A 21815-nucleotide genomic window follows, 5' to 3' on the forward strand; every position below is an offset into this window, starting at 1 on the left:
TTCGTCATTCTCAAGGAGAGAACAATCATGAACACCATCGTCTCGCGTGCCATCTGGGGCACGCTCGTCGCCGGGGGGATCACGATCCTCGGCGCATCGGTCGCCCACGCGGCCGACACCACGGGAGAGGACGGGTTGCTTTCGGGCACCCAAGGCATCGTCTCCGTCGACGCTCCGATCACGGTCAGCGGGACGTCCGTCGCCGTCCTCGGCGACGCGGACAGCTCGACGTCAAGCTCGAGCGCACCGGAGTCGGCACCGGCGCCCAGCGGCTCGACGAGCGGCTCGGACGGCGTCGGCTCTGGGTCGCAGGCGCTCATCAGCGTCTCCGTGCCCGTGACCGTCGAGGGCACCTCCGTCGCCGTCATCGGCGACAGCACGTCGTCGACGGACAGCGGCAGCGCACCCGCCGAGCCGGCCCCTGCTCCGGCGCAGCCCGCTCCGGCACCCGCTGCCGAGACGGACGGGTCGGATGGCGTCGCCTCCGGCACCCAGGTCGTCGCTCCGGTGACGGCGCCGATCGAGGTCAGCGGCACCGCCGTCTCGGTCATCGGAGACGCCACCAGCGACACCACCACCGGCGGCAACGGCGCTGGCAACGGCGGCGGCACCACGGGCACCACGCCCGAGGCAACCACCGACGGCACCGACGGAATCCTCGGCGGCACCCAGGTCGTCGCACCGGTCACCGCACCGATTGACCTCACCGGCACCGCCGTTTCGGTCATCGGGGACGCCACGAGCGACACCACCACCGGCAGCAACGGCGGCACGACGGGTACCACGCCCGGCGCGTCGACCGACGGCACCGACGGCATCCTCGGCGGCACCCAGGTGCTCGCACCGGTCACCGCACCGATCGACCTGACCGGCACCGCCGTCTCGGTCATCGGAGACGCCACGAGCGACACCACCACCGACGGCAACACCGCTGGCAACGGCGGCACGACGGGTACCACGCCCGGCGCGTCGACCGACGGCACCGACGGCATCCTCGGCGGCACCCAGGTGCTCGCACCGGTCACCGCACCGATTGACCTCACCGGCACCGCCGTTTCGGTCATCGGGGACGCCACGAGCGACACCACCACCGGCAGCAACGGCGGCACGACGGGTACCACGCCCGGCGCGTCGACCAGCGGCACTGACGGCATCCTCGGCGGCACCCAGGTCGTCGCCCCGGTCACCGCACCGATCGACCTCACCGGCACCGCCATCTCCGTCATCGGAGACGCCACCAGTGACACCACCACCGGCAGCAACGGCGGCACGACGGGCACCACGCCCGGCGCGTCGGCCAGCGGCTCGGACAGCGTCCTCGGCGGCACCCAGCTGGTGCTCCCGATCACTGCCCCGATCTCGCTGACCGGAACCGCGATCTCGGTGATCGGCGATTCGACCACCGAGGTCGTCACCCCGGCCGGCCCGGGAACCGACCCGGGCACGGACCCCGGAACCGACCCGGGCACGGACCCCGGCACTGACCCGGGCACCGACCCCGGAACCGACCCGGGAACCGACCCCGGAACCGACCCGGGCACGGACCCCGGCACGGACCCCGGCACCGACCCGGGAACCGACCCCGGCACCACCCCCGGCACGGACGGCAACGGCGGAGCCCCCGCGGTTTCGACCGCGTCGAGCATGACGGACACCGCTGTGGTCGGCACGCCGGCCTCGGCAGCGTCGGCTCGCCCGCTGATGCTCGCCAAGACGGGTGGTGAGACCCCGGTGGCTCTCGGCATCGGCGCCCTGGCGCTGACGCTGATGGGGCTCGTCCTCGTCGCTCTGCGCCGTCGCGCGACGGTCTGATCCCGACAGGAGTCAGTCTCGGACACAGCGGATGCCGTGGGCCTCGGCCTGCGGCATCCGCTCCGGCCTGCCCGCGGGGCACCTTGCCGACGCGCACGCATCGCACCGGGAGGCAAGGGATCTGCACCGACACCCCGGGGCTCGGCATCCGCTCTCGGGGTGTCGGCCCGGAAACCTTGCATCCCGGCCCGCGGCACGCACCCGAAAACGACGGATGCCGCGAACCCGAAGGTCCGCGGCATCCGTACGGTGCGCCAGGGATTACTTGGCGGCGACCACCTGCAGGGTGATCACAGCGGTGAGGTCGTCGCGCAGGCGAATGGTCGCCTCGTGCTCGCCCACGGCCTTGATCGGCGAGGTGATGTGGATCTTGCGCTTGTCGAGGTCGCCCAGACCAGCGGTCTTGACGGCGTCAGCCACGTCGGCGGGCTTGACCGCACCGAACAGACGGCCTTCGGCGCCGGCCTTGACCGACAGCTTGACCTTGTTCGACTCGAGGTTGTTCTTGAGAGCCACGGCCTCTTCGTGGTCGTGGATCGCGCGGGCGTCGCGAGCGGCGCGGATGGACGCCACCTGCTTCTCGCCACCGCGGGTCCAGGCCACAGCGAAGCCCTGGGGGATGAGGTAGTTGCGGGCGTACCCGTTCTTGACCTCGATGACGTCACCGGCGCTTCCGAGCCCGGCGACCTCGTTCGTGAGAATCAGCTTTGCCATGTCGGTGCTCCTTACCGGCCAGCGCCGGCGTAAGGCAGGAGCGCCATTTCGCGCGCGTTCTTGATCGCCTTGGCGATCAGACGCTGCTCCTGCACCGAGACACCGGTGATACGACGGGCGCGGATCTTCCCACGCTCCGAGATGAACTTGCGGAGCGTCGAAACGTCCTTGTAGTCGATGACGCCGACGCGGATCGCCTTCGCGGGGGCAGCGTTCTTCGCGCCCTTCCGCGGCTTGCGGCGGTCGCCGGTTGCCTTTCCAGCCATTGTTTTTCCTTACGAGAGTGATGATCGGATGCCGCTGCACGCAGCACCCGGAATCCGATTCAGAACGGGGTGTCGTCGCCGTAGGAGGCGCCGCTGGTACCCGGTGCGCTCCACGCGTCGGGAGCCGAAGAACCCGGGGTCGCCCACGGCTCCTCCTGCACCTGCTGCTGCGGGCGCGACTGCTGACCGCCGCCGAAGCTTCCGCCGCCACCACCACCGGAGCCGGATGCGGCGCGCGTGACCTGTGCGGTCGCGTAGCGCAGCGAGGGGCCGATCTCGTCGACCTCCAGCTCGATCGCGGTGCGGTTCTGGCCCTCACGGTCCTGGTAGGAGCGCTGACGCAGGCGGCCGGTCGCGACGACCCGCATGCCCTTGGTCAGCGAACCCGCCACGTGCTCGGCGAAGTCACGCCACACGGACGCGCGGAGGAACAGCGCTTCGCCGTCCTTCCACTCGTTCGCCTGACGGTCGAAGGTGCGAGGAGTCGAGGCGATCGTGAAGTTCGCCACCGGCAGGCCGTTCTGCGTGTAACGCAGCTCGGGGTCTGCCGTGAGGTTGCCCACGACGGTGATGACGGTCTCGCCGGCCATGAGCCTTACGCCTTCGCAGCCTTAGCGGGGGCGGCAGCCTTGCGAGCGGCCTTCGCCTCGGAGCGCGCCTTCTCGGCGGCGACCTGTGCGATGGCCTCCTCGGCGCGCAGGACCTTGGTGCGCATGATCGACTCGCTCAGCTTCAGCTGGCGGTCGAGCTCCTGCGTGGTCTCGCTCGTCGCGGTGAAGTTGACGACGGCGTAGATGCCCTCGTTCTTCTTCTGGATCTCGTACGCCAGGCGGCGACGGCCCCAGATGTCGATGTTCTCGATGGTTCCGCCGTCATTCGTGATGACCTTGAGGAACTTGTCAAGGTTGGGAGCAACCTGACGCTCATCGATCTCGGGCTGGAGAATCACCATGAGCTCGTACTGGTACGTGTGCGTCACTGACCCACCTCCTTCGGACTAGAACGGCTCCCGGGCGTTTCCCGGAAGCAGGAGGGTGTGTAGCACGTGCCCGACCGAGGTCGGACAACCACAACAGCTTACCTGATCGCGCGTGATCCCGCCGACCGGTCACCGGTAGCGTGGGCACATGGAGTGGACCGCGGACGTCTCGACCGGCGAATGGCTGCGCGAACGCGTCGACGATCCGTGGCGGGGCACGTTCCACGACGTCGTGCCGCGGGGCTTCGAGGCGTACGCGCGCATCCTGCATCCGGCATCCGTCCAGTCACGCGAGAGCGGCGAACGCCTCCCCCCGTTCGACGCGTGGGTCGAGATGCCGTGGCAGCAGTCGCAGCAGGTGACGGCAGACCTCGTCACCGATCCCGCCACGTGGGCCGAGACCGCCGCCGCCTTCGGGACGACGCTGCATCCGCTGGCGCAGTGGGACTCGCTCGTGCGCTCGCCCGAGTTCGGGTCGAACCAGCGCAGCGCGCCCGACGGCCGATGGTTCGCCGCACCCGGGATGGGCGATCTCGACCCGCACCGCATGGCGGTTCTCGCGCGCGAGCTGATCGGGCACACGTCGACAGCGGATGACGTGACCGCGGGCCTCTGGGAAGGCCGGGGCGGCCTGCTCGGGCACCTCGGACGCGCGCCGTCGCGCACGGTCTTCCAGCCCGGCGACCCCGACGACGCGACCCTCGCCCGCCACAACCGCATGCTCGGGTCGTCGATCGGCGACCGCTTCAACAACGTCTTCCGCAAACCCACCTGGCAGGAGGGCATTCTCTCGCGCGAGATCTCGGAAGGACCACGACTGAGGCTGCCGGAGCGGGCCTTCGTCTTGTTCCGCGGCGCTGTCGACGAGTTCGCCGACGACGACTGGGAGCTGCGGATGCCGTGGCGCGACCTCGCCGCCGAGGCGACGGGAGCCGTGCCGACGGCGCAGAGCCCGAGCCTGCTCTGGCCCGCAGACCGCGCGTGGGTGATGGTGTCGGAGGTCGACTTCGACTCCACCATCGTCGGCGGCTCGCGAGAGCTCGTCGACGCGATCTGCCGCTCGCCCGAGCTCGAAGCCCTGCCCCTGCCGGCCGACGCATCCCTGTCCTGGGGAGCAGACGAGGTCAATCGATGAGCGTTCCGTTCGATCCCCGACCCCTCCTCGATCCGGTGTCGCCCGCCACCGCGCGTGCATTCCGGAAACACCTGGCCGCCAGCGGCCGGCTCCCCGGCGGGTCGGGCACCGCCGGCGTGATCATCGCCATCGTCGTCATCGTCTTCGTGGTGCTCGTGTTCGGCGGCGTCCTGTCCGCCATCATCGGCGGCCTGGTGTTCGCCGTCGGGACGCAGTCGGGTTCCGGTGCGGTGGTCTCGCTGGCGCCCGTCATCCCCCTCGTCATCATCATCGCCCTCGCGGCGCTCATCCCTTTCTTCGTCCGCCGGCAGCGCGCTGCGCAAGCCGCGGTCTGGTACCGGCTCGACCGGTTCGCGCGGGCCAACGGCATGAGCTTCGAGCCGCAGCGGCCCCAGCCCCCGCTGCCGGGGATGATCTTCTCGCAGGGGTCGGGGCGGATGGCATCCAATCTCGTCCGCGGCGACCAGCCGCGCTTCGTCGAGTTCGCGAACTACCGTTACACGACCGGGTCGGGCAAGAATCAGCAGACGCACACGTGGGGCTACGTCGCGGTGCACCTGTCGACGCCGCTGCCGCACATCGTGCTCGACGCCCTCGGCAACAACGGACTGTTCGGCTCGAACCTGCCGGTCGCATTCGACCGCGACCAGCACCTGAGCCTCGAGGGCGACTTCGACCGGCACTTCCGCCTCTACTGCCCGCGGGGCTACGAGCGCGACGCGCTGTACCTGTTCACGCCCGACATCATGGCGCGCTTCGTCGACAACGCCGCGGCACTGGATGTCGAGATCGTCGACGACTGGCTCTTCTTCTACGGCAAGCGCGACTTCTCGACCCTCGACCCGGCGACGTGGTCGTGGCTGTTCGGCGCGGTCGGCGCCATGATCGACAAGTTCGAGCAGTGGGAGCGCTGGCGTGACGACCGGCTCGCGCCGCCTGCGGCATCCGGTGCTGGCGCGGTGCCGGCCGTACCGGCGCAACCCGGTCCCGCGGGGCCGGCTACGGCGGGACAGGGTGCGGCCGCCGGCGCCGCATCCGCGCTGCCCGTCACGCCGCCGCCGGGACTGCTGCGCCCGCCGCCCGGTGTCGCCGCGTCCGGCCAGCGCTTGAAGAAGAGCGTGCCGTGGATGGCGGTGGTCGTAGTGCTGCTGATCGTCACGGTCGGCGCCATCGGTCCGGTCATCGCCTTCATCGGCGGACTCTTCGCCGCCATGCGCTGACCGGGAGCGTGACGCGAACAGGCTGAGCGGCCGCGCGCGCCCCCGACAGGCTGAGCACCCGCACCAGCCCCGTACGCGCACGTCGAGCCACAACCAGCCTGCTGAGGGCGTGACCCGGGGCCGCCACTCACGCACATCCCGCCATCGCTGCGAAGTCCCACTTCGGCCGGGAATCCCGGCTCGATAACCGGCCCAACCGGGACCTCGCATGCGACGGATGCAGCGGGCCCCGCGGATGCAGCGGGTCAGGGCGCGGCGGCGAGGATGCGCTCGGCGGCCTTGACCATCGCGATGTCGATGAAGGTGCCGTCATCGAGCACGAACGCGCCCGTCCCATCCGCCGCCGCGGTGCGCACCCGCTCGACGATGCGCTGCGCTCGCTCGACCTCTTCCGGGCCGGGGGTGAAGGCCCGCCGGATCACCTCGATCTGCCGCGGATGAATGGCGGTGCGGCCTGCGTAGCCGAGCGCGCGCCCGGCCCGGCAGCTCTGCTCCAGGCCCTCGAGGTCGGCGACATCGGCCCAGACCGCCATGAGCGGAAGGGGCAGCCCGGCCGCAGCCGCCGCGTTCACGAGCCGCGCGCGCGACCATGCGAGCCCGGGTTCCCCGGCACGCCCCGCGGGCACGCCGATCTCCGCGCGCAGGTCGGCCTCGCCCACCGCAATCGACGCGACCCCGGCCTGCGCGATCTCGAACGCGCGCTCGATCGCCAGCGCCGACTCGAGCAGGGCATGCACCTCGCGCCCGGGCGCGACGGCGCGGACCGCCGCGACGTCATCCGCCGACTGCGTCTTGGGAAGCCGGATGCCGAAGGCGGCGGGCAGGTCCGAGACGGCGGCGACATCCGCGTCGTGCGCGTCCGCCCCGCGCGCGTTGACCCGCACCTGCACCGCCGGTGCGGCAGCCCCTCGCGACGCCCGAACCGCGGCGAACTCGGCGAGCGCCGCCCGCGCCTGCGCCTTGCGCGAGAGTGCCACGGCGTCCTCGAGGTCGACGATGACGGCATCCGCTCCCGCATCCAGCGCCTTCTCGAAGCGCTCGGGGCGGTCGGCGGGCGCGTACAGCGCGACCAGGATCGGGCGGGTCATGCGATCGATCCCTCCGCACGCATGCGAGCGATGTCGTCGTCGGCGTAGCCGAGAGAGGCCAGCACGTCGGCGGTGTCGGCGCCGTGAGCCCGCCCGGTGAAAGCGATCGTCGCCTCGTCGCGCGACATCCGGAACAGCGGTCCCTGCATCGCCATCTCGCCGAGATCGGGGTCGTGGATGCGGTGGACCGTGCCCAGCGCCTGGAACTGCGGGTCCGCGACGACGTCAGAGGGGTCGTACACCGGGGCGACCGCGGCCTGCGCGGCTTCGAACGCCTCGATCACCTCATCGCGCGTGCGCTGCGCGATCCAGCTGCCCACGGCCTCGTCGAGCTCGTCGGCGTGCCGCGCCCGGCTCGATCCGCTCGCGAACCACGGCTCGGCCGCGAGGTCGGGGCGGCCGACGAGAGCCATCACCCGCTCGGCGATCGACTGAGCGCTCGTCGACACGGCGACCCACGAACCGTCGGCCGTGCGATAGGTGTTGCGCGGCGCGTTGTTCGCCGACCGATTGCCCGTGCGGGGCTGCACGGTCGCGAGCTGATCCCAGCGCGTGATCTGCGGGCCGAGCATCGCGAGGATCGGCTCGATGATCGCGACATCCACCACCTGCCCGCGCCCGTCGCGCGCGCGGGCGTGCAGCGCAGTCATGATCGCGTAGGCGGTGGCGAGCGAGGCGATGCCGTCGGCGAGGCCGAACGGGGGAAGGGTCGGTGGACCGTCGGGCTCGCCCGTCGCGGCGGCGAACCCGCTCATCGCCTCGGCGAGCGTGCCGAAGCCGGGGCGACTGCGGTACGGGCCGATCTGACCGAATCCGGTCACGCGGGCGAGAACGAGACCGGGGTTCTCCGCAGACAGCTCGTCGTACCCGAGTCCCCAGCGCTCAAGGGTTCCGGGGCGGAAGTTCTCGACGACGACATCGGCGGTGCGGGCGAGGCGCAGGAACGCCTCGCGCCCGTCGGCGGTGTGCAGGTCGATCGCCACGGTCCGCTTGTTGCGGCCGAGCGTCTTCCACCACAGGTTCTGCCCGTCCTTGCTCGGACCGTGGCCGCGCGCGGGGTCGGGCCGGGTCGGGTGCTCGACCTTGACGACCTCGGCTCCCATGTCGCCGAGGTGCATCGCGGCCATGGGACCGGCGAACAGCGTCGAGGCGTCGATGACGCGCAGTCCGTCGAGCGGGGTCACGAGCGCTCCTCCCAGCAGACGCGGAATCCGATCGAGGGCGACGCGTCCTGTCCGAGCCCCGGCAGCAGCAGTTTGGCCGCGAACTCCGGCGACCGCACACCGCCGTCGAAGTACCAGTCCGACCCCTCGCTGCGGTGGGCGCTGCCGCCCTTCAGCATCACGAACCGGGTGCGGCCGTCGGAGTGCTCCGACTCCGTCCAGTTCCACACCTCCGGCGCACGTCGGCGGAACGACGGAAGGGATGCCGCGAGCTGCCACTCGTCCTCGGTGGGGAGCCGCCCGCCCACCCACGCGGCGTACTCCCGAGCCCGCGCGAAGGTCACATCGGTCGCCGGGCGCTCGGGGTCACGGGCATCCGCGTCTTCACCGATCGCGTCGAGGAACCGCGCGTACTCGGCCTCGGTCACCTCGGCCGCGCCGACGTGCACCGGATGCCGCACCTCGACGACGCGTTCGAGTGTGCGCTGGTCGTGCAGGCGAGGCGGCAGCGGCTTCCACTCGTCGACGTAGGGTGCGCCCTCGTACATCCCGGTCTCGCGGGCGCGGAAACGCACGGTCAGCGCATGTGTGCCGGGCGGCACCGCGACGGTCGGTTCCTCCTCATCCGCAGCAGCGTCTCGCACGGGCCCGGCCCATGCCGGAGCGGTGAGGCGCCGCGCTCGGCGGTGCGGGAACGACACGTCCGCCACCGGCGGCTCATCGCGCAGCGCGGCTTTCACCTCGGCGACGACCGGCGGCACAGGGGTACCCGCGGCATCCGCGGTGAGCCGCACGACGGCGGCGACCCCACCGGCCGGCACCGTCACCGACGACACCTCATCGCCGGGCTCATGCAGCGGAACGTATCGACCGCCGGACTCGAGCTCGAACTCGACATCGGACCCCGACGTGTTGACGAGGCACAGCAGGGTCACGCCGTCGAGTTCGAACGCCGACCCGAAGACCGGTGCGTCGTGCACGGCGAGAGGCGTCCACTCCCCCTCGACCAGCCAGCGGTGCATGCCGCGCTGCACGGGCAGCATCCGCCGCAGGGTCGCGGCGTCGCGGTCGTTCCAGCCGACCCAGACGCCGAAGACGACCTCCCACACCATCACCCCGACGCCGTTGAGCCATGCCGAGCGCAGCTCTTCTGCGTGGTCGCGGTGCCACCGGCGGATGTGGTGCTGCATGTGTCGGCGCTCGAACCACCGGGCGCGCAGCACGCCGGGCACCTCCGAGTCGGCGAACCACTGGGCCCATGACAGGGTGTGGTCGGCGATGCGCTCGGTCGCGAGCTTCGACTCGCCCTCGAGTCCGATGCCCGGGCGTGCGGCATCCAGGGCCGCGACGAGATCGGGATCGGCCTTCCGCAGCGTGTCGAGGAAGACGCCGTCTGCCCCGAGGCGCCGCACCGTGGCGGCCAGCTCGGCGGCGTCGTCTCCCGAGCGTCGCGTGCCGACATCCCACGGGTTGTAGTCGACGAACACGGCGACACCGGCGGCGCGCAGAGCCTCGGCGGCTTCGACGAGCCCCGGAACCGCGTAGAAGTCCCACTGGTTGCGGCCGTCGATGCCGATGACGGGGTAGGCGTGCCACAGCACGATCCCGTCGAGACCGCCGAACCGGCGCTGCGCGTCGGCGAGGAAGCGTTCCGGCGTGAAGCGCTGCTCGTCGAAGTCGAAGAACAGCTCGTCCCAGAGCCATACCTGGGCGACCGTGAAGCACCGGCTCGCCCACGCGGACCCGGCCTGTTCGTAGCGGGTCGGCACGCCGTGCCGTTCGCGAGCGCCTTCGCGCCACACCGTCAGCTGGGCACGCCACGCACCGAGGTCGGCCGGATCCGTCGGCGCGACGAAGATCTTCGCGTCATCGAGCACCGTCGCGGCGTCGCCCGAGCGCACGTCGGCGTCGAGCGGCACCGGCGTCGGGCGATCGATCTCGCGCGGGACCAGGGGATCGAATCCACCGCTCACGGTCGGTTCTCCTTCCGGAAGGCGGCGACCTCATCGCTCGTGGGCACCGCGTCCTGCGCACCGGGGCGCGTGACGGCAAGAGCGGATGCCGCAGCACCGGCGCGCGCGGCATCCGCGAGCAGATCGAGACCGACGGCGTCGGGGCGGCGTCCGGAGGCGGCGAGCGCCGCGGCCAGCACACCGCAGAAGGTATCGCCGGCGCCCGTCGTGTCGACCGGCGTCACGACATGGGCGGGCACCTCGGTGCGCTCGTCACCGCAGACGACCAGGCATCCGCGAGAACCGAGTGTGACGACGAGTCCGCGCACCGTACGGGCGAGCTCGGCGACGGCCTCGTCGAGGGCTTCGACGCCCGCCGCTTCGAGTGCCTCGTGCTCGTTCACGATCAGCACGTCGGTCGCCGCGAGCAGCGCGTCGCGGGCGGAGGCGAAGGGTGCGGACGGCGCCGCGTTCAGCACGTGCCACGCGCCCTCACCCCGGGCCGCGGCGGCGTCCCGCACCAGGGCCACGGGGATCTCGAGCTGAGTGAGCAGAACCGACGCCGATGCGACCACCGCCCGCTGCGCGTCGGTGAGGGAGTCGCGCGCGGCATTGGCCCCGGCGGCGACGACGATCGCGTTCTCACCCGACGCGTCGACCGAGATGAGCGCTGTTCCGGTCACCTCGTCGACCTGCACCACACCCGAGACGTCGATGCCGTCGGCCTCGAGCGCCGCGCGCAGCGCCGCGCCCGCGGCATCCGTTCCCACCGCGCCCACGAAGGCGACCTCCGCTCCCCCGGCACGCCGGGCGGCAACGGCCTGATTGGCCCCCTTCCCCCCGCCGGTGCGGACGAGCGACGACGCGAGCAGCGTCTCGCCGGGAGCGGGGATGCGGGCGACCCGGGCGACGACGTCCTGGTTGATGCTGCCGACGACGACGACGCTCACGAGCTTCCCTCCGCGAGGGCGACCGTCCGCTCGGCGAGCTCGCGGATCGACCGCTGCGGACCGCCGGGCATCGAGGTCGCGATGCGGTCGTTCAGGGGCGCGGTCCACGCGGGCCCGATGCCGTCGGCACCGACGAGGCCGCCGACCACCGAGCCGACCGTGGCACCGACCGAGTCGGTGTCCCAGCCACCGGCGACGGCGAGCGCGACGGCGGCGCCGAAGTCGCGACCGTGGGCCTGCAGCGCGCACGCGGTGAGCGCGGCGTTGTTCAGCGTGTGCACCCAGTGCATCCCGGCGAACTCAGCGTGCAGGGCGTCGAGCGCACCCGCCGTCGTGAGCTCGCCCGCGGCAAGCGCCCGACCGGTCTCACGGCCGAACCGCACGGCCGCGGCCAGGCGGGATGCGGGCGGCACGACGGTGTCTGCGGCATCCAGCACGTCGTCCATCGAGTCGGCGACGAGGGATGCCGCACACAGGGCGGCCGCCCACATGGCGCCGTACAGGCCGTTGCGGGTGTGGCTGAGCCGCGCGTCGATCCATGCCGAATGCGCCGCGGCCCGGACATCGCCGGGGTTCGCCCACCCGTGCACGTCGGCACGGATGAGGGCGCCGATCCACTCGCGGAACGGATTGCGGTGCGTCGCGGTCTCGGGCACCGGGCGTGCGTCGAGGATGTTGCGGTACGCGGCGCGTTCCGCCGTGAAGACGCGCCCCGCCGGGAGGGCGGAGAGCCACGCCTCGGCGACGTGGTCGGTCGTCAGCGCGGAGCCGTGCTGCTCGAGCAGGTCGAGGGCGAGGATAGGGAAGTTCAGGTCGTCGTCCTCGGGCATCCCGGCGATGTTCTCGACGAGCGAGGTCGGCGCCGAGCGACGGTTCCAGGGCCAGCGCTCGGCGACGTCTGCCGGCAGCCCGCGCGCGGTGAAGTAGCCGCCGATCGGCCAGTTTCCGGTGGCACGGGCGATCTGCTCGATGCCCTCGCGCGGGATCTTCTCGACCGGCTTGCCGAGCAGGCACCCGGCCGACCGCCCCAGCCACGCGCCGTGCACGCGGTCGAAAGCTGCGTCGCCGACGCTCGGCTCGGGCTGCGCGGGAAGCAGCGCCGCGATCGCATCCCACTCGTCGGGCTCGTCCGCGCTCGGGCGCTGCAGCCCCTGCAGCTCATCGAGCACGCGACGCGCCTCCGCGCGCAGTTCGGGCGAAGCCGGCGTCGCGCTGGCCCCGGAAGGCGCGAGGACCGTCGCTCCGCCTGCCTGCGTCCACACCCGTTCGATCGCCGACAGTTCGTCGTCGGGCGCCCCCTGCTCGCGCAATGCGGCGAGCTCGGCGGCGACGAGGTCTTCGGGCTGTGCCCAGGTCAGTCTCACGCCCCGGCCCCCACCGACAGCAGCGACGACAGCGACTCCGCGCGGGCGGCGGCGCACTCGGCATCGGCACGGGCGACGTCGCGCACGACCTCGACCATCGTGGTGACGACGCCATCGAGGTCGAGGCGGCTCGCGGTCACGACCTCGCGCACCCACTCCTCGGGAACGGCGGCGCTGCCGTGGAGCCCACCGCAGATCGCGCCCGCCATCGTGGCGATCGAGTCGGCGTCTCGGCCGTAGTTCACCGCGTCCAGCACGGCGGCACGCAGGTCGCCGTCGTGAGCGACCACGAAGCCGAGCGCGACGGGGAGCTCCTCGATGGCCTTCGTCCGCGAGGGAAGACGCGCGTCCATGGCCGGCGACCGGTAGGCCTCGCCCACGGTGTCGAAGGGCCGCACCGCGTCACGGACGACGCGACCGAGCTCACGCGGATCGTCCGACCCGCCAGCGGCACGGAAGGCATCGACGGCCTCGAACACGGCGCGGATGGCGGCGGCGGTGCCGTCGTGCGCGACATCCAGCACCGCCCGTCGAACGTCGTCGACCGTCGCTCCGGGAGTGGCGGATGCCGCGACCGCGGCGGCGAACACGCCGGCGGCCTCGCGACCGTACGACCACTGGTGGGCGCCGGCGATGTCGATGGCTTCGGCGTAGGCGCCGCGCGGGTCGCCGATGTGCACGAGGCCGACGGGCGCCATGTACATCGTCGCGCCGCAGTTGACGACGTTTCCGACGCCCGCCTCACGGGGGTCGGCGTGGCCGTAGTGCAGCTTCATGACGAGCCACTTCTCGGCGAGGAAGACGCGCTGCAGGATGAGCGCTTCGTCTTCGAGCTCGGGGATCCAGCGGCGCTCACCCATCATGAGCGGCACGAGGTCGCTCGCGACGTCGTAGGCGTCGAGGTGCCGACGCTGCTTGGCGTACACCTCGATGAGCGCGTGGGTCATGAGGGTGTCGTCTGTGACGTGACCGTCGCCCTTGTGGTACGGCGCGATGGGGCGAGCCGTGCGCCAGTCGGGCAGGAAGGGACCGACGATCCCCTCGACACGTCCGCCGTGGCGCTCCTCGATCTGCTCGGGGGTCCAGCCCTCCGTCGCACCGCCGAGCGCATCGCCCACGGCGGCTCCCGCCAGTACTGCTGCCACCCGATCGTGCAACACGTCCATTACGTCCCTCTCTTCGTTCGAGCGTGTGAGGCGGGGGCGGATCGGATCGACCCGCCCCCGCGGATCGTCATCCGGCGACGTCGGCCCAGCCGTCGCTGAGCTGCGCGGCGAGCTGGTCGCGGTCGATCTGGTTCGCCAGGTACTGCTGGAACGCCGGCGTCGCGATCGTGTCCTTCCACTCGGTGTACTTCGACACCTTCAGGAACGGCGGACCTTCCAGGCCCTCGCCCGACGCGAGCACCTGCTTCCACGCGGCGTCGTCGCCGGCGAGCTCGGCAACCTGCGTGCGGGCGGCACCCGACGAGGGGATGAGCGCGTCGGCGTAGGCGATCTTCGCGAGGTTCTCGCCGTCCATGAAGAAGTTCAGGAACTCCGCCGACTCCTCCACGTGCTCCGAGTCGATGTTCACCGAGTACGTCTGCGGGTTCGCGGCCTGAATGGCGCCAGCCGATCCTTCGAGCGGCGGAAGCGCGACCCAGTTGAGGCCCTCGGGAGCATCCGCGGCGATGTTCGTCGCCTGGAACGAGCCCTGCACCGTCAGCGCGACCTTGCCGCCGTAGAACGACGGCAGCACGTCCGAGCCCGACTGCGTGAGCGAGGTCGGGTCGATCGACCGGTCGGTGTAGGCCATCTCGTGGATGCGCTCGGGCACGGCGAGCTCGTCGTCGCCCACCTCGATCGTCACGTCGTCGCCCTCACCGTCGAAGTAGCCGCCGTCGAAGCCCATCGACAGGCTCATCATCGTCGCGGTGGGCGAACCGAGACCCCAGCCGAGGCCGTAGTGGTCTGCCGTGGTCGTCGCCTTCGCGATCTCCTGGAGCTGATCCCACGTCATCGTGTCGCCCGTGGGCACCTCGACGCCCGCTTCGGCCAGCAGGTCGGCGTTCGCGAACGCCATGTACGACTGGAGGGTCGAGGGGTACGCGACGATCTGCCCGTCGTGGGTCACCGACTCCCAGATGCCGTCGGAGATGTCCGACTTCAGCTCGGGGTCGATCAGGTCGGTCAGGTCGGCGAGGTAGCCGTCTGCCGCGAACGACACGATCGAGCTCGCCTCGAAGTGGATGATGTCGGGCGCGGTGCCGCCCGAGAACTGGGTGATCAGCTTGTCGTAGGTGCCATCCCACCCGGCCTGGATGATCTTGACCTGGACGTCGTCGTGCTCGGCGTTCCAAGCGTCGACGATCTCGCTGATGGCTGCCTGGGTCGCGGGCTGGTCCGACAGCGACTGGAACTGGAGGGTGACGACGTCGCCGTCTCCCCCGCTGCTGTTCGCGCTGCCCTGCTGACATCCTGCAAGCGTGATGGCTGCGATGCCCACGAATGCGACGGCGCCGATGCCGCGGATTCTTCTCATGGTGTGGCCTTTCTGGTTTTCGGGTTTCGTCGTCACGGGGAGGTCAGCCCTTGACGGCACCGGCGAGCATGCCGCCGGTGAGCTTCTTCTGCAGGATCCCGAAGATGATGAGCGACGGGATCGTGGCGAGGATGGCGCCGGCGGCCAGCGGCCCCAGCTGGGTCTGCCCCTCGGCGCCGAGGAACGAGCGCAACGCGATGGGCAGCGTGTACAGCTCCGGGCTCTGGATGAGCACGAGCGCGAGGAAGAACTCATTCCAGGCCGAGACGAAGGTGAACATCGCCGTGGCGACCAGTCCCGGCACCAGCAGCGGCAGGATCACGGTGCGGAGGATGGTGAACCGGCCGGCACCGTCCATCTCGGCGGCTTCCTCGAGCTCCGGCGGGATCGCCGCGACGTACCCCTGCAGCATCCAGAGCGTGAACGGCATCGTGAAGGTGACGTAGACGAGGATGAGGCCGAACAGGGTGTCGTTCAGCTGCAGGCTCCGCAGCACGAGGAACAGCGGGATGATGATGAGGATCGTCGGGAACACCTGGCTGACGAGGATCCACACCGTGCCGGCCGCGCGCAGCCGGCCCTTCAGCCGGGCGAGAGCGTAGGCCATCGGCATCGACAGCAGCACCGCGACGATCATCGTGACGATCGAGACGAGCACCGAGTTGCCGGCCGCGGTGATCAGATTCTGCCGCTCGAGTGCGGCGATGTAGTTGCCGAAGTCCCACTGCTGCGGGATGAGGTTCACAGCGAGCGAGTTGAGCTCTCGGGTCGACTTGAACGACGCCGACAGCAGCCAGAGCAGCGGAAAGCCTAGGAAGATCAGGTAGCCCGCGAGCGCCAGGTACATCAGGACGGTCGCGTACAGGGGGCGCTTGGTGGTCACTTGCGGGCCCCCTTGTTCTGCCGGAACTGGTTGATCAGGTACAGCGAGAGGATCACCAGGATCGCCACGACGAGGACGTTGCCCATCGCCGACGCGTACCCGATCTCGCGGTTGCGGAACGCCTCGAGGTAGGTGAACAGCGGCGGGATCATCGTGCGGCCGCCCGGGCCGCCCTCGGTCAGCACGTAGATGAGGCCGAACGAGTTGAACTGCCAGATGAAGTCGAGCGCGGTGACCGCGATGATCACGGGCCGCAGGGCGGGCAGCGTGACGTGCCAGAACCGGCGTGCCGCTCCCGCGCCGTCGACGGCGGCAGCTTCGTGCTGCTCGGGGGCGATCGACTGCATACCCGCGAGAAGCAGGACGGTCGTCTGCGGGATGCCGGCCCAGACGCCGACGACGATGACGGCAGGCAGGGCGGTCGAGAAGTCGCCGAGCCAGTTCACACCCGGGATGCCGAGCCAGCCGAGCACGCCGTTGAGCGGGCCCGAGTTGGGGTTGTAGATCATGCGCCAGACGATCGCGATGACCACCGGCGGCATCGCCCAAGGGATGAGTGCGAGAACGCGGGTCAGGCCCTTCAGCCGCAGGTTGCTGTTGAGCAGCAGAGCAAGGCCCATCGCGCTCACCAGGGTGAGGAGGGCGACCGACCCGGCCCACACGATCCCGATCCCGAACGACTGCCAGAACCGACGATCACCGGCGAGCTCGATGAAGTTGTCGAGCCCGATGAACGAAATCTCGGCGTTGCGCGCGAGCGTGGCATCCGTGAATCCGAGGAGCACTCCGCTGACGAGCGGGATGACCGAGAAGATCATGATCGGCAGGAGCGCGGGGGCGACGAGGGCGATCGCCTCTTTGCGCTGAGCGCGGGCGCGCGGTCCGATCTGCCGGACGCGGGGTGGGCGCGAGGACGTCTTCGTCTCTGCGAGCGTGGTCATCCGTGTGCCTTCTCTTCATCGATGGGCTCGGGGCGGCGGAGGGCCGCGGGGACGGATGCCGACGTCGACCCGCGCACGACCAGCGCGGGAGGAACCGTGACGGTGCGGGCCGGCCGAGTGTCGTCGGCGATCCGAGCGAGGAGCATCTCGGCGGCGGCGCGACCGCGCTCCTTCGCTCCGAGGTCGACGCTCGTGAGCCCGGGGCGGACGACCTCGGCGAGCTCGGTGTTGTCGAGGCCGGTCACAGCGAGGTCGGCCGGGACCCGCAGGCCGAGGTCCTCGGCGGCACGCAGGACTCCGACGCCGATCAGGTCGTTCGCCGCGACCACCGCCGCCGGCCGGTCGGGCCGGTCGAGAAGCGGGAGCGCCGCGTCGTAGCCCGCGGCGATCGTGAAGTCGGCGGCGTCGACGTGCCGCGTCCGCAGGTCGTCGTACTGGCCCGCCGCCGCGATGAAACCGTCGCGTCGCATGACACCCGGGGTGGTGTCGGTCGGTCCGTTGACGAACGCGATGTCGTGGCGCCCCTCGTCGACGAGGTGGTCGACGACGAGCCGCATCGCGGTCGGCGAGTCGGCGCGCACGGTGTCGAAGTCGGCCGACTCGGGCAGCCGGCCGAGGACGACGAACGGGATCGGCGCTGCGGCGAGCGCGGTGAGCAGCTCGTCGGTGACGCGCAGCGGCGACAGGATCAGCCCGTCGACATAGCCCCGACCGAGGTCGCGGACGACATCCACCGAAGACGACGACGTACCGGTCGACGACAGGAGCAGGCGGTATCCAGATGCCGAGACCACCTGTTCGACCGCGGCCATCATCTCGACGTAGACCGGGTTGCCGATGTCGGCGACGGCGAAGCCCAGCTGCAACGTGCGGCCCCGCTTGAGCGATTGCGCCGTGGCATCGGCGACGTAACCGAGCTCGCGCGCCGCGTTGCGCACCTTCGCCGCGGTCTCAGGACTCGCGACGAGGCCGTTCAGCGCACGGGACGCGCTCGCGACGGAGACGCCGGCGCGGGCGGCGACCTGCGTGATCGTGACGCGGACCATGGCTCTCCCTCGAGCGGTTGTAAACGTTTCCAACGCTGGACGTTGTAAACGTTCTCACCCCGAACCCTCCCCTGTCAAGATCCGGGTTCGACTCGCCCCCTCGTCTCGCGGCCGCGAAGACGGAAGACCTGTCAGCGCAGCATCCGGGCCATCAGCTTCTGAATCGTGCCGGTGAGGAACATGATGAACAGCCCGAGGTAGCCGACGACCGGGAAGACGAGCGCGATCGCCAGCGCCACCAGGAACAGCACGATCATCGATAGGTCGATCGACATCCCCAGGCGCAGATCGTCCCGTGTCGCGCTGTGCAGGTCCGGATGCCGCGACAGATAGATCCGCGTGACGAGCAGCATCCCGCTCGTGACGACGAGCGTGCCGATGTAGAGCACCTTCTGCAGGGCATCGTCGGCGACCTGGCCGGTGAGGGCGGTAACGACCGGCATCCAGACGATCGTGAGCATCCACGCGACCGTGATCCACATGAGCCCCGGGGTGATGCGCTGTACCGACACGAAGAGCCGGTGGTGCAGCATCCAGAACATCGCGATGAGCACGAAGCTGATGAGGAAGCTCTGCAGCTGATCGCGCTGATCGACGAGCCACTCCCACGTCGTGTGGTCGTGCCCCGCGCTCTTGCCGACGCTCTCCATGAGGGGCAGGATCAGCAACGTCATCGCGATCGCGACGACCGCATCGACGAACGCCTTGGTGCGCTCGGCACTGAGTCCCCGGATGCCGGGCTCCGGCGCGACGTCCTCGCTCATGCCGAGGATGCTAGCGCGGCGGGGCCTCCTCCTTCACCGACCCACCTCGCTCCGGTAGTGGCCGCAGTCCGCCTCATAGAACGCGCGGAGATCCGTCAGATCGCCGAGTTCAGCGGCATCTAGCATTGCACCCCACACGTCGTCGGGATCGTCCCAGTATCGGAGGGCCCAGTCGCTGCGGGGAAACTCCCGCAACTCGGCGAGCGCGGTGGCGCGCGCTTCCGGATCGGCAGAGCTGAGATAGACGTCTTGCCAGGCGCACGACCAGAAGAAGTAGGCACCAGCCGCAGCATTTCCTTCGCCGATGTTGTCGCCGTCGAGAGCCGGCGGCGTTTCCGGCAGAGAAATCCCCTCAGGAGGCTCCTGCGTGAATTCTCGCGCGATCTTCTGGTAGCTGCTGACATACTCGGCGTTCGTGAGGACGCCGCTTCGAGTCTCGGGCACTTCCGAACTACAGCCGGAGACGGCCATGACTCCGATCAACGCCATGGCCGCCCCCAGAGATTTGCGGCGCATCACAGGTTCAGCTTGGCGATTGGTCACTGTCGAAACCCTAATGAGATCGAGTCGCGGCACGCATCAGCCGAATGGATGAAGCAGGTAGGAGCTACCCCCGGCCCGAATGCGCGACCCGTTCACAGACGACCGTCGTCTGGCGTTAGCGCCCGCAAGTGCTCGGGCTTGCTGACCGCCATCCACATCAGCGTTCCCGCTCTCGGGCGTCGCGACGCAGGGATCCGCAGGCTCCACACCCGCGCCGCGTAAAGGGTGGCCCCCGTGACGACGCCTGCCGCGTAAGCGATGCCCTCGATCAGACCGGATGGCCGCCACATGAACAGACCGACAGCGACGGCAATTCCTACGCCGAGCGCTGCGATGAGCGGCAGCGTTCGGGGTGATGGAACGCGCGCATCTGAAATGAGGACACCGACGAGAATGCCAATAATGGCGAGAGCGATCGCGACCATGTACCGAGCCTGTCTTTTTCCGCCGGCCCGCATTTCCAGCGCCCTCATCCCGCCCTAAGACGAGGGCGATGCCGGCACCAGCCCGAACGCTTCCAGCTCGGCGTCGTCGAGCATGCGGGAGCGGATGATGAAACGCATCCCGGTCGGTCCCTCGACGCTGAAGCCGGCGCCGCGACCCGGCACGGCGTCGATCGTGATGTGCGTGTACTTCCAGTACTCGAACTGGGCGAGCGAGATGAACACCTCGATCGGGTCGTCGAGGCCGACGTTGAGATCCCCGAGCTTCACGTCTGCGGGGCCGGTCAGGAACATCCCGACCGGGTAGCACATGGGGGCGGAGCCGTCGCAGCATCCGCCCGACTGGTGGAACATCAACGGCCCGTGCTGGGCGGTGAGGTCGCGCAGCAGGGCCGCGGCGGCGTCGGTCACCGCGACCCTGCTATAAGTGTCGTTCGACATGTCGACGAGTGGATGCGGCTCAGAAGAAGCCCATCGCGCCTTCGGCGTACGACACGAGAAGGTTCTTCGTCTGCTGGTAGTGGTCGAGCATCTTGAGGTGGTTCTCGCGACCGATGCCCGACTGCTTGTATCCGCCGAAAGCGGCGTGCGCGGGGTACTGGTGATACGTGTTCGTCCACACGCGCCCGGCCTCGATCGCACGGCCGGCCCGGTAGGCGGTGTCACCCGAGCGGCTCCAGACGCCGGCGCCGAGTCCGTACAGGGTGTCGTTCGCGATGCCGATCGCGTCGTCGAAGTCGTCGAAGCTCGTCACCGAGACGACCGGACCGAAGATCTCCTCCTGGAAGATGCGCATGTCGTTCGTGCCCTCGAAGACCGTCGGGGCGACGTAGTAGCCGCCGCTCAGTTCACCGCCGAGGTCGACCCGCTCGCCGCCGGCGAGCAGCTTCGCTCCCCCGGCCTTGCCGATGTCGATGTACGACAGGATCTTCTCGAGCTGGTCGTTGGATGCCTGCGCACCGATCATCGTCGCCGGATCGAGCGGGTTGCCCTGGACGATCTTGCCGACGCGGTCGAGGCCGTCGCCGAGGAACGAGTCGTACACCGACCGCTGGATGAGCGCCCGCGACGGGCACGTGCACACCTCGCCCTGGTTGAGGGCGAAGAACGTGAAGCCCTCGAGGGCCTTATCGTAGTAGTCGTCGCGCTCGCGCGCGACATCCTCGAAGAACACGTTGGCGCTCTTGCCACCCAGCTCGAGCGTGACGGGGATGAGGTTCTGCGAGGCGTACTGCATGATCAGGCGCCCCGTCGTCGTCTCGCCCGTGAACGCGACCTTGCGGATGCGGCGGTGCTGCGCGAGCGGCGCGCCCGCCTCGATACCGAATCCGTTGACGATGTTCACGACGCCGGCGGGCAGCAGGTCGCCGATCAGCTCGAACAGGAACAGGATCGACGCGGGTGTCTGCTCGGCGGGCTTCAGCACGACGCAGTTGCCGGCCGCGAGCGCGGGCGCGAGCTTCCACGTCGCCATGAGGATCGGGAAGTTCCACGGGATGATCTGCCCGACGACACCGAGCGGCTCGTGGAAGTGGTACGCGACGGTGTCTTCGTCGATCTGGCTGAGCGAGCCCTCCTGGGCGCGCAGGACGCCGGCGAAGTAGCGGAAGTGGTCGATCGCGAGCGGGATGTCGGCGGCGAGCGTCTCGCGCACGGGCTTGCCGTTCTCCCACGTCTCGGCCACCGCGATCTTCTCGAGGTGCTGTTCCATGCGGTCGGCGATTCTGTTGAGGATCACAGCGCGGTCGGCCGGCGTGGTCTTCTTCCACGACGCGAACGCCTGCCAGGCGACGTCGACGGCGCGGTCGATGTCTTCGACGGTGCCTCGACCCACCTCGCAGAACGGCTTTCCGGTGACGGGCGTGATGTTCTCGAAGTACTGCCCCTTGACGGGTTCGACGAACTCGCCGCCGATGTAGTGCCCGTAGCGGGCGCGGTACTCTGCAACGGCTCCGCGCTGACCGGGAGCGGCGTAGACGCTCGAGACGCCCTCTTCGACGATGGTCATGTCATCTCCTCGACTCCCCGC

At 70.1% G+C, this 21815-nt stretch carries 22 protein-coding genes; 3 read left to right on the forward strand and 19 right to left on the reverse strand.

The window, feature by feature from the left end; all coding sequences use genetic code 11:
* Positions 1-27: 27 nt before the first annotated feature.
* Positions 28-1812, forward strand: a complete 1785-nt coding sequence (locus tag O1W71_RS13695; RefSeq protein WP_269268385.1) for a chaplin family protein — start codon at positions 28-30, stop codon at positions 1810-1812.
* 261 nt (positions 1813-2073) lie between these two features.
* On the opposite strand, the gene rplI is transcribed toward O1W71_RS13695, so the two are convergent.
* Genes rplI through rpsF form a run of 4 tightly spaced genes read right to left on the reverse strand, consistent with a single transcriptional unit; the run spans position 2074 to position 3744 of the window.
* Positions 2074-2526: a 50S ribosomal protein L9 gene (gene rplI, locus O1W71_RS13700; protein WP_023953547.1), complete on the reverse strand. Its 453-nt coding sequence runs from the start codon at positions 2524-2526 to the stop codon at positions 2074-2076.
* A gap of 11 nt (positions 2527-2537) precedes the next feature.
* Complete coding sequence (gene rpsR / locus O1W71_RS13705) at positions 2538-2792, reverse strand: 30S ribosomal protein S18 (protein WP_023953545.1); 255 nt, start codon at positions 2790-2792, stop codon at positions 2538-2540.
* Positions 2793-2851: 59 nt separating this feature from the next.
* The gene (locus O1W71_RS13710; protein WP_023953543.1) at positions 2852-3382 is read right to left on the reverse strand and encodes a single-stranded DNA-binding protein; all 531 of its coding nucleotides are present in this window, start codon (positions 3380-3382) and stop codon (positions 2852-2854) included.
* Between the two features lie 5 nt (positions 3383-3387).
* Positions 3388-3744: a 30S ribosomal protein S6 gene (rpsF, locus tag O1W71_RS13715; RefSeq protein ID WP_036305492.1), complete on the reverse strand. Its 357-nt coding sequence runs from the start codon at positions 3742-3744 to the stop codon at positions 3388-3390.
* A 175-nt stretch (positions 3745-3919) separates the two neighbouring features.
* Here rpsF and O1W71_RS13720 point away from each other — a divergent pair, with 175 nt between their 5' ends.
* Positions 3920-4906 carry a hypothetical protein gene (locus O1W71_RS13720; protein ID WP_269268386.1) on the forward strand — a complete coding sequence of 329 codons (987 nt, stop codon included), beginning with the start codon at positions 3920-3922 and terminating at the stop codon, positions 4904-4906.
* Entirely contained in the window at positions 4903-6126 is a 1224-nt protein-coding gene (locus tag O1W71_RS13725) for a hypothetical protein (RefSeq protein ID WP_269268387.1), read from the forward strand. The genes O1W71_RS13720 and O1W71_RS13725 overlap by 4 nt, the downstream gene beginning before the upstream one ends.
* 245 nt (positions 6127-6371) lie before the next feature.
* Here the strand turns inward: O1W71_RS13725 and O1W71_RS13730 are convergent, their stop codons facing one another.
* The 15 genes from O1W71_RS13730 to exaC all read right to left on the reverse strand — a co-directional run bounded on the left by O1W71_RS13730 (position 6372) and on the right by exaC (position 21794).
* Positions 6372-7214 (reverse strand): HpcH/HpaI aldolase/citrate lyase family protein, encoded by an 843-nt coding sequence (locus O1W71_RS13730; protein WP_269268388.1) that lies wholly within the window; start codon positions 7212-7214, stop codon positions 6372-6374.
* The gene (locus tag O1W71_RS13735; RefSeq protein ID WP_269268389.1) at positions 7211-8398 is read right to left on the reverse strand and encodes a CaiB/BaiF CoA transferase family protein; all 1188 of its coding nucleotides are present in this window, start codon (positions 8396-8398) and stop codon (positions 7211-7213) included. Before O1W71_RS13735 ends, O1W71_RS13730 begins: the two co-directional genes overlap by 4 nt.
* Positions 8395-10350: an SUMF1/EgtB/PvdO family nonheme iron enzyme gene (locus O1W71_RS13740; protein ID WP_269268390.1), complete on the reverse strand. Its 1956-nt coding sequence runs from the start codon at positions 10348-10350 to the stop codon at positions 8395-8397. Before O1W71_RS13740 ends, O1W71_RS13735 begins: the two co-directional genes overlap by 4 nt.
* Complete coding sequence (locus O1W71_RS13745) at positions 10347-11279, reverse strand: ribokinase (protein WP_269268391.1); 933 nt, start codon at positions 11277-11279, stop codon at positions 10347-10349. The genes O1W71_RS13740 and O1W71_RS13745 overlap by 4 nt, the downstream gene beginning before the upstream one ends.
* Positions 11276-12643 carry an ADP-ribosylglycohydrolase family protein gene (locus O1W71_RS13750; protein ID WP_269268392.1) on the reverse strand — a complete coding sequence of 456 codons (1368 nt, stop codon included), beginning with the start codon at positions 12641-12643 and terminating at the stop codon, positions 11276-11278. The genes O1W71_RS13745 and O1W71_RS13750 overlap by 4 nt, the downstream gene beginning before the upstream one ends.
* Positions 12640-13809 (reverse strand): ADP-ribosylglycohydrolase family protein, encoded by a 1170-nt coding sequence (locus O1W71_RS13755; RefSeq protein ID WP_269268393.1) that lies wholly within the window; start codon positions 13807-13809, stop codon positions 12640-12642. The genes O1W71_RS13750 and O1W71_RS13755 overlap by 4 nt, the downstream gene beginning before the upstream one ends.
* A 67-nt stretch (positions 13810-13876) precedes the next feature.
* Positions 13877-15166: an ABC transporter substrate-binding protein gene (locus O1W71_RS13760; protein ID WP_269268394.1), complete on the reverse strand. Its 1290-nt coding sequence runs from the start codon at positions 15164-15166 to the stop codon at positions 13877-13879.
* Positions 15167-15209: 43 nt separating this feature from the next.
* A complete protein-coding gene (locus O1W71_RS13765) occupies positions 15210-16049 on the reverse strand; it encodes a carbohydrate ABC transporter permease (RefSeq protein ID WP_220118278.1) in 840 nt (279 codons plus the stop codon).
* Positions 16046-16990, reverse strand: a complete 945-nt coding sequence (locus O1W71_RS13770; RefSeq protein WP_269268395.1) for a carbohydrate ABC transporter permease — start codon at positions 16988-16990, stop codon at positions 16046-16048. The genes O1W71_RS13765 and O1W71_RS13770 overlap by 4 nt, the downstream gene beginning before the upstream one ends.
* Positions 16987-18036, reverse strand: a complete 1050-nt coding sequence (locus tag O1W71_RS13775) for a LacI family DNA-binding transcriptional regulator (RefSeq protein WP_269268396.1) — start codon at positions 18034-18036, stop codon at positions 16987-16989. Before O1W71_RS13775 ends, O1W71_RS13770 begins: the two co-directional genes overlap by 4 nt.
* Before the next feature lie 131 nt (positions 18037-18167).
* Entirely contained in the window at positions 18168-18800 is a 633-nt protein-coding gene (locus tag O1W71_RS13780) for a TMEM175 family protein (protein WP_269268397.1), read from the reverse strand.
* 33 nt (positions 18801-18833) lie between these two features.
* Positions 18834-19343 carry a hypothetical protein gene (locus O1W71_RS13785; RefSeq protein WP_269268398.1) on the reverse strand — a complete coding sequence of 170 codons (510 nt, stop codon included), beginning with the start codon at positions 19341-19343 and terminating at the stop codon, positions 18834-18836.
* Positions 19344-19435: 92 nt separating this feature from the next.
* Positions 19436-19768 carry a hypothetical protein gene (locus O1W71_RS13790; RefSeq protein ID WP_269268399.1) on the reverse strand — a complete coding sequence of 111 codons (333 nt, stop codon included), beginning with the start codon at positions 19766-19768 and terminating at the stop codon, positions 19436-19438.
* A 54-nt stretch (positions 19769-19822) separates the two neighbouring features.
* Positions 19823-20227 (reverse strand): DUF779 domain-containing protein, encoded by a 405-nt coding sequence (locus O1W71_RS13795; RefSeq protein WP_269268400.1) that lies wholly within the window; start codon positions 20225-20227, stop codon positions 19823-19825.
* Between the two features lie 19 nt (positions 20228-20246).
* A complete protein-coding gene (gene exaC / locus O1W71_RS13800; protein WP_269268401.1) occupies positions 20247-21794 on the reverse strand; it encodes an acetaldehyde dehydrogenase ExaC in 1548 nt (515 codons plus the stop codon).
* Positions 21795-21815 lie beyond the last annotated feature (21 nt).

The sequence above is a fragment of the Microbacterium sp. H37-C3 genome (genome assembly GCF_027157935.1).
GTDB classification, from domain to species: domain Bacteria; phylum Actinomycetota; class Actinomycetes; order Actinomycetales; family Microbacteriaceae; genus Microbacterium; species Microbacterium plantarum.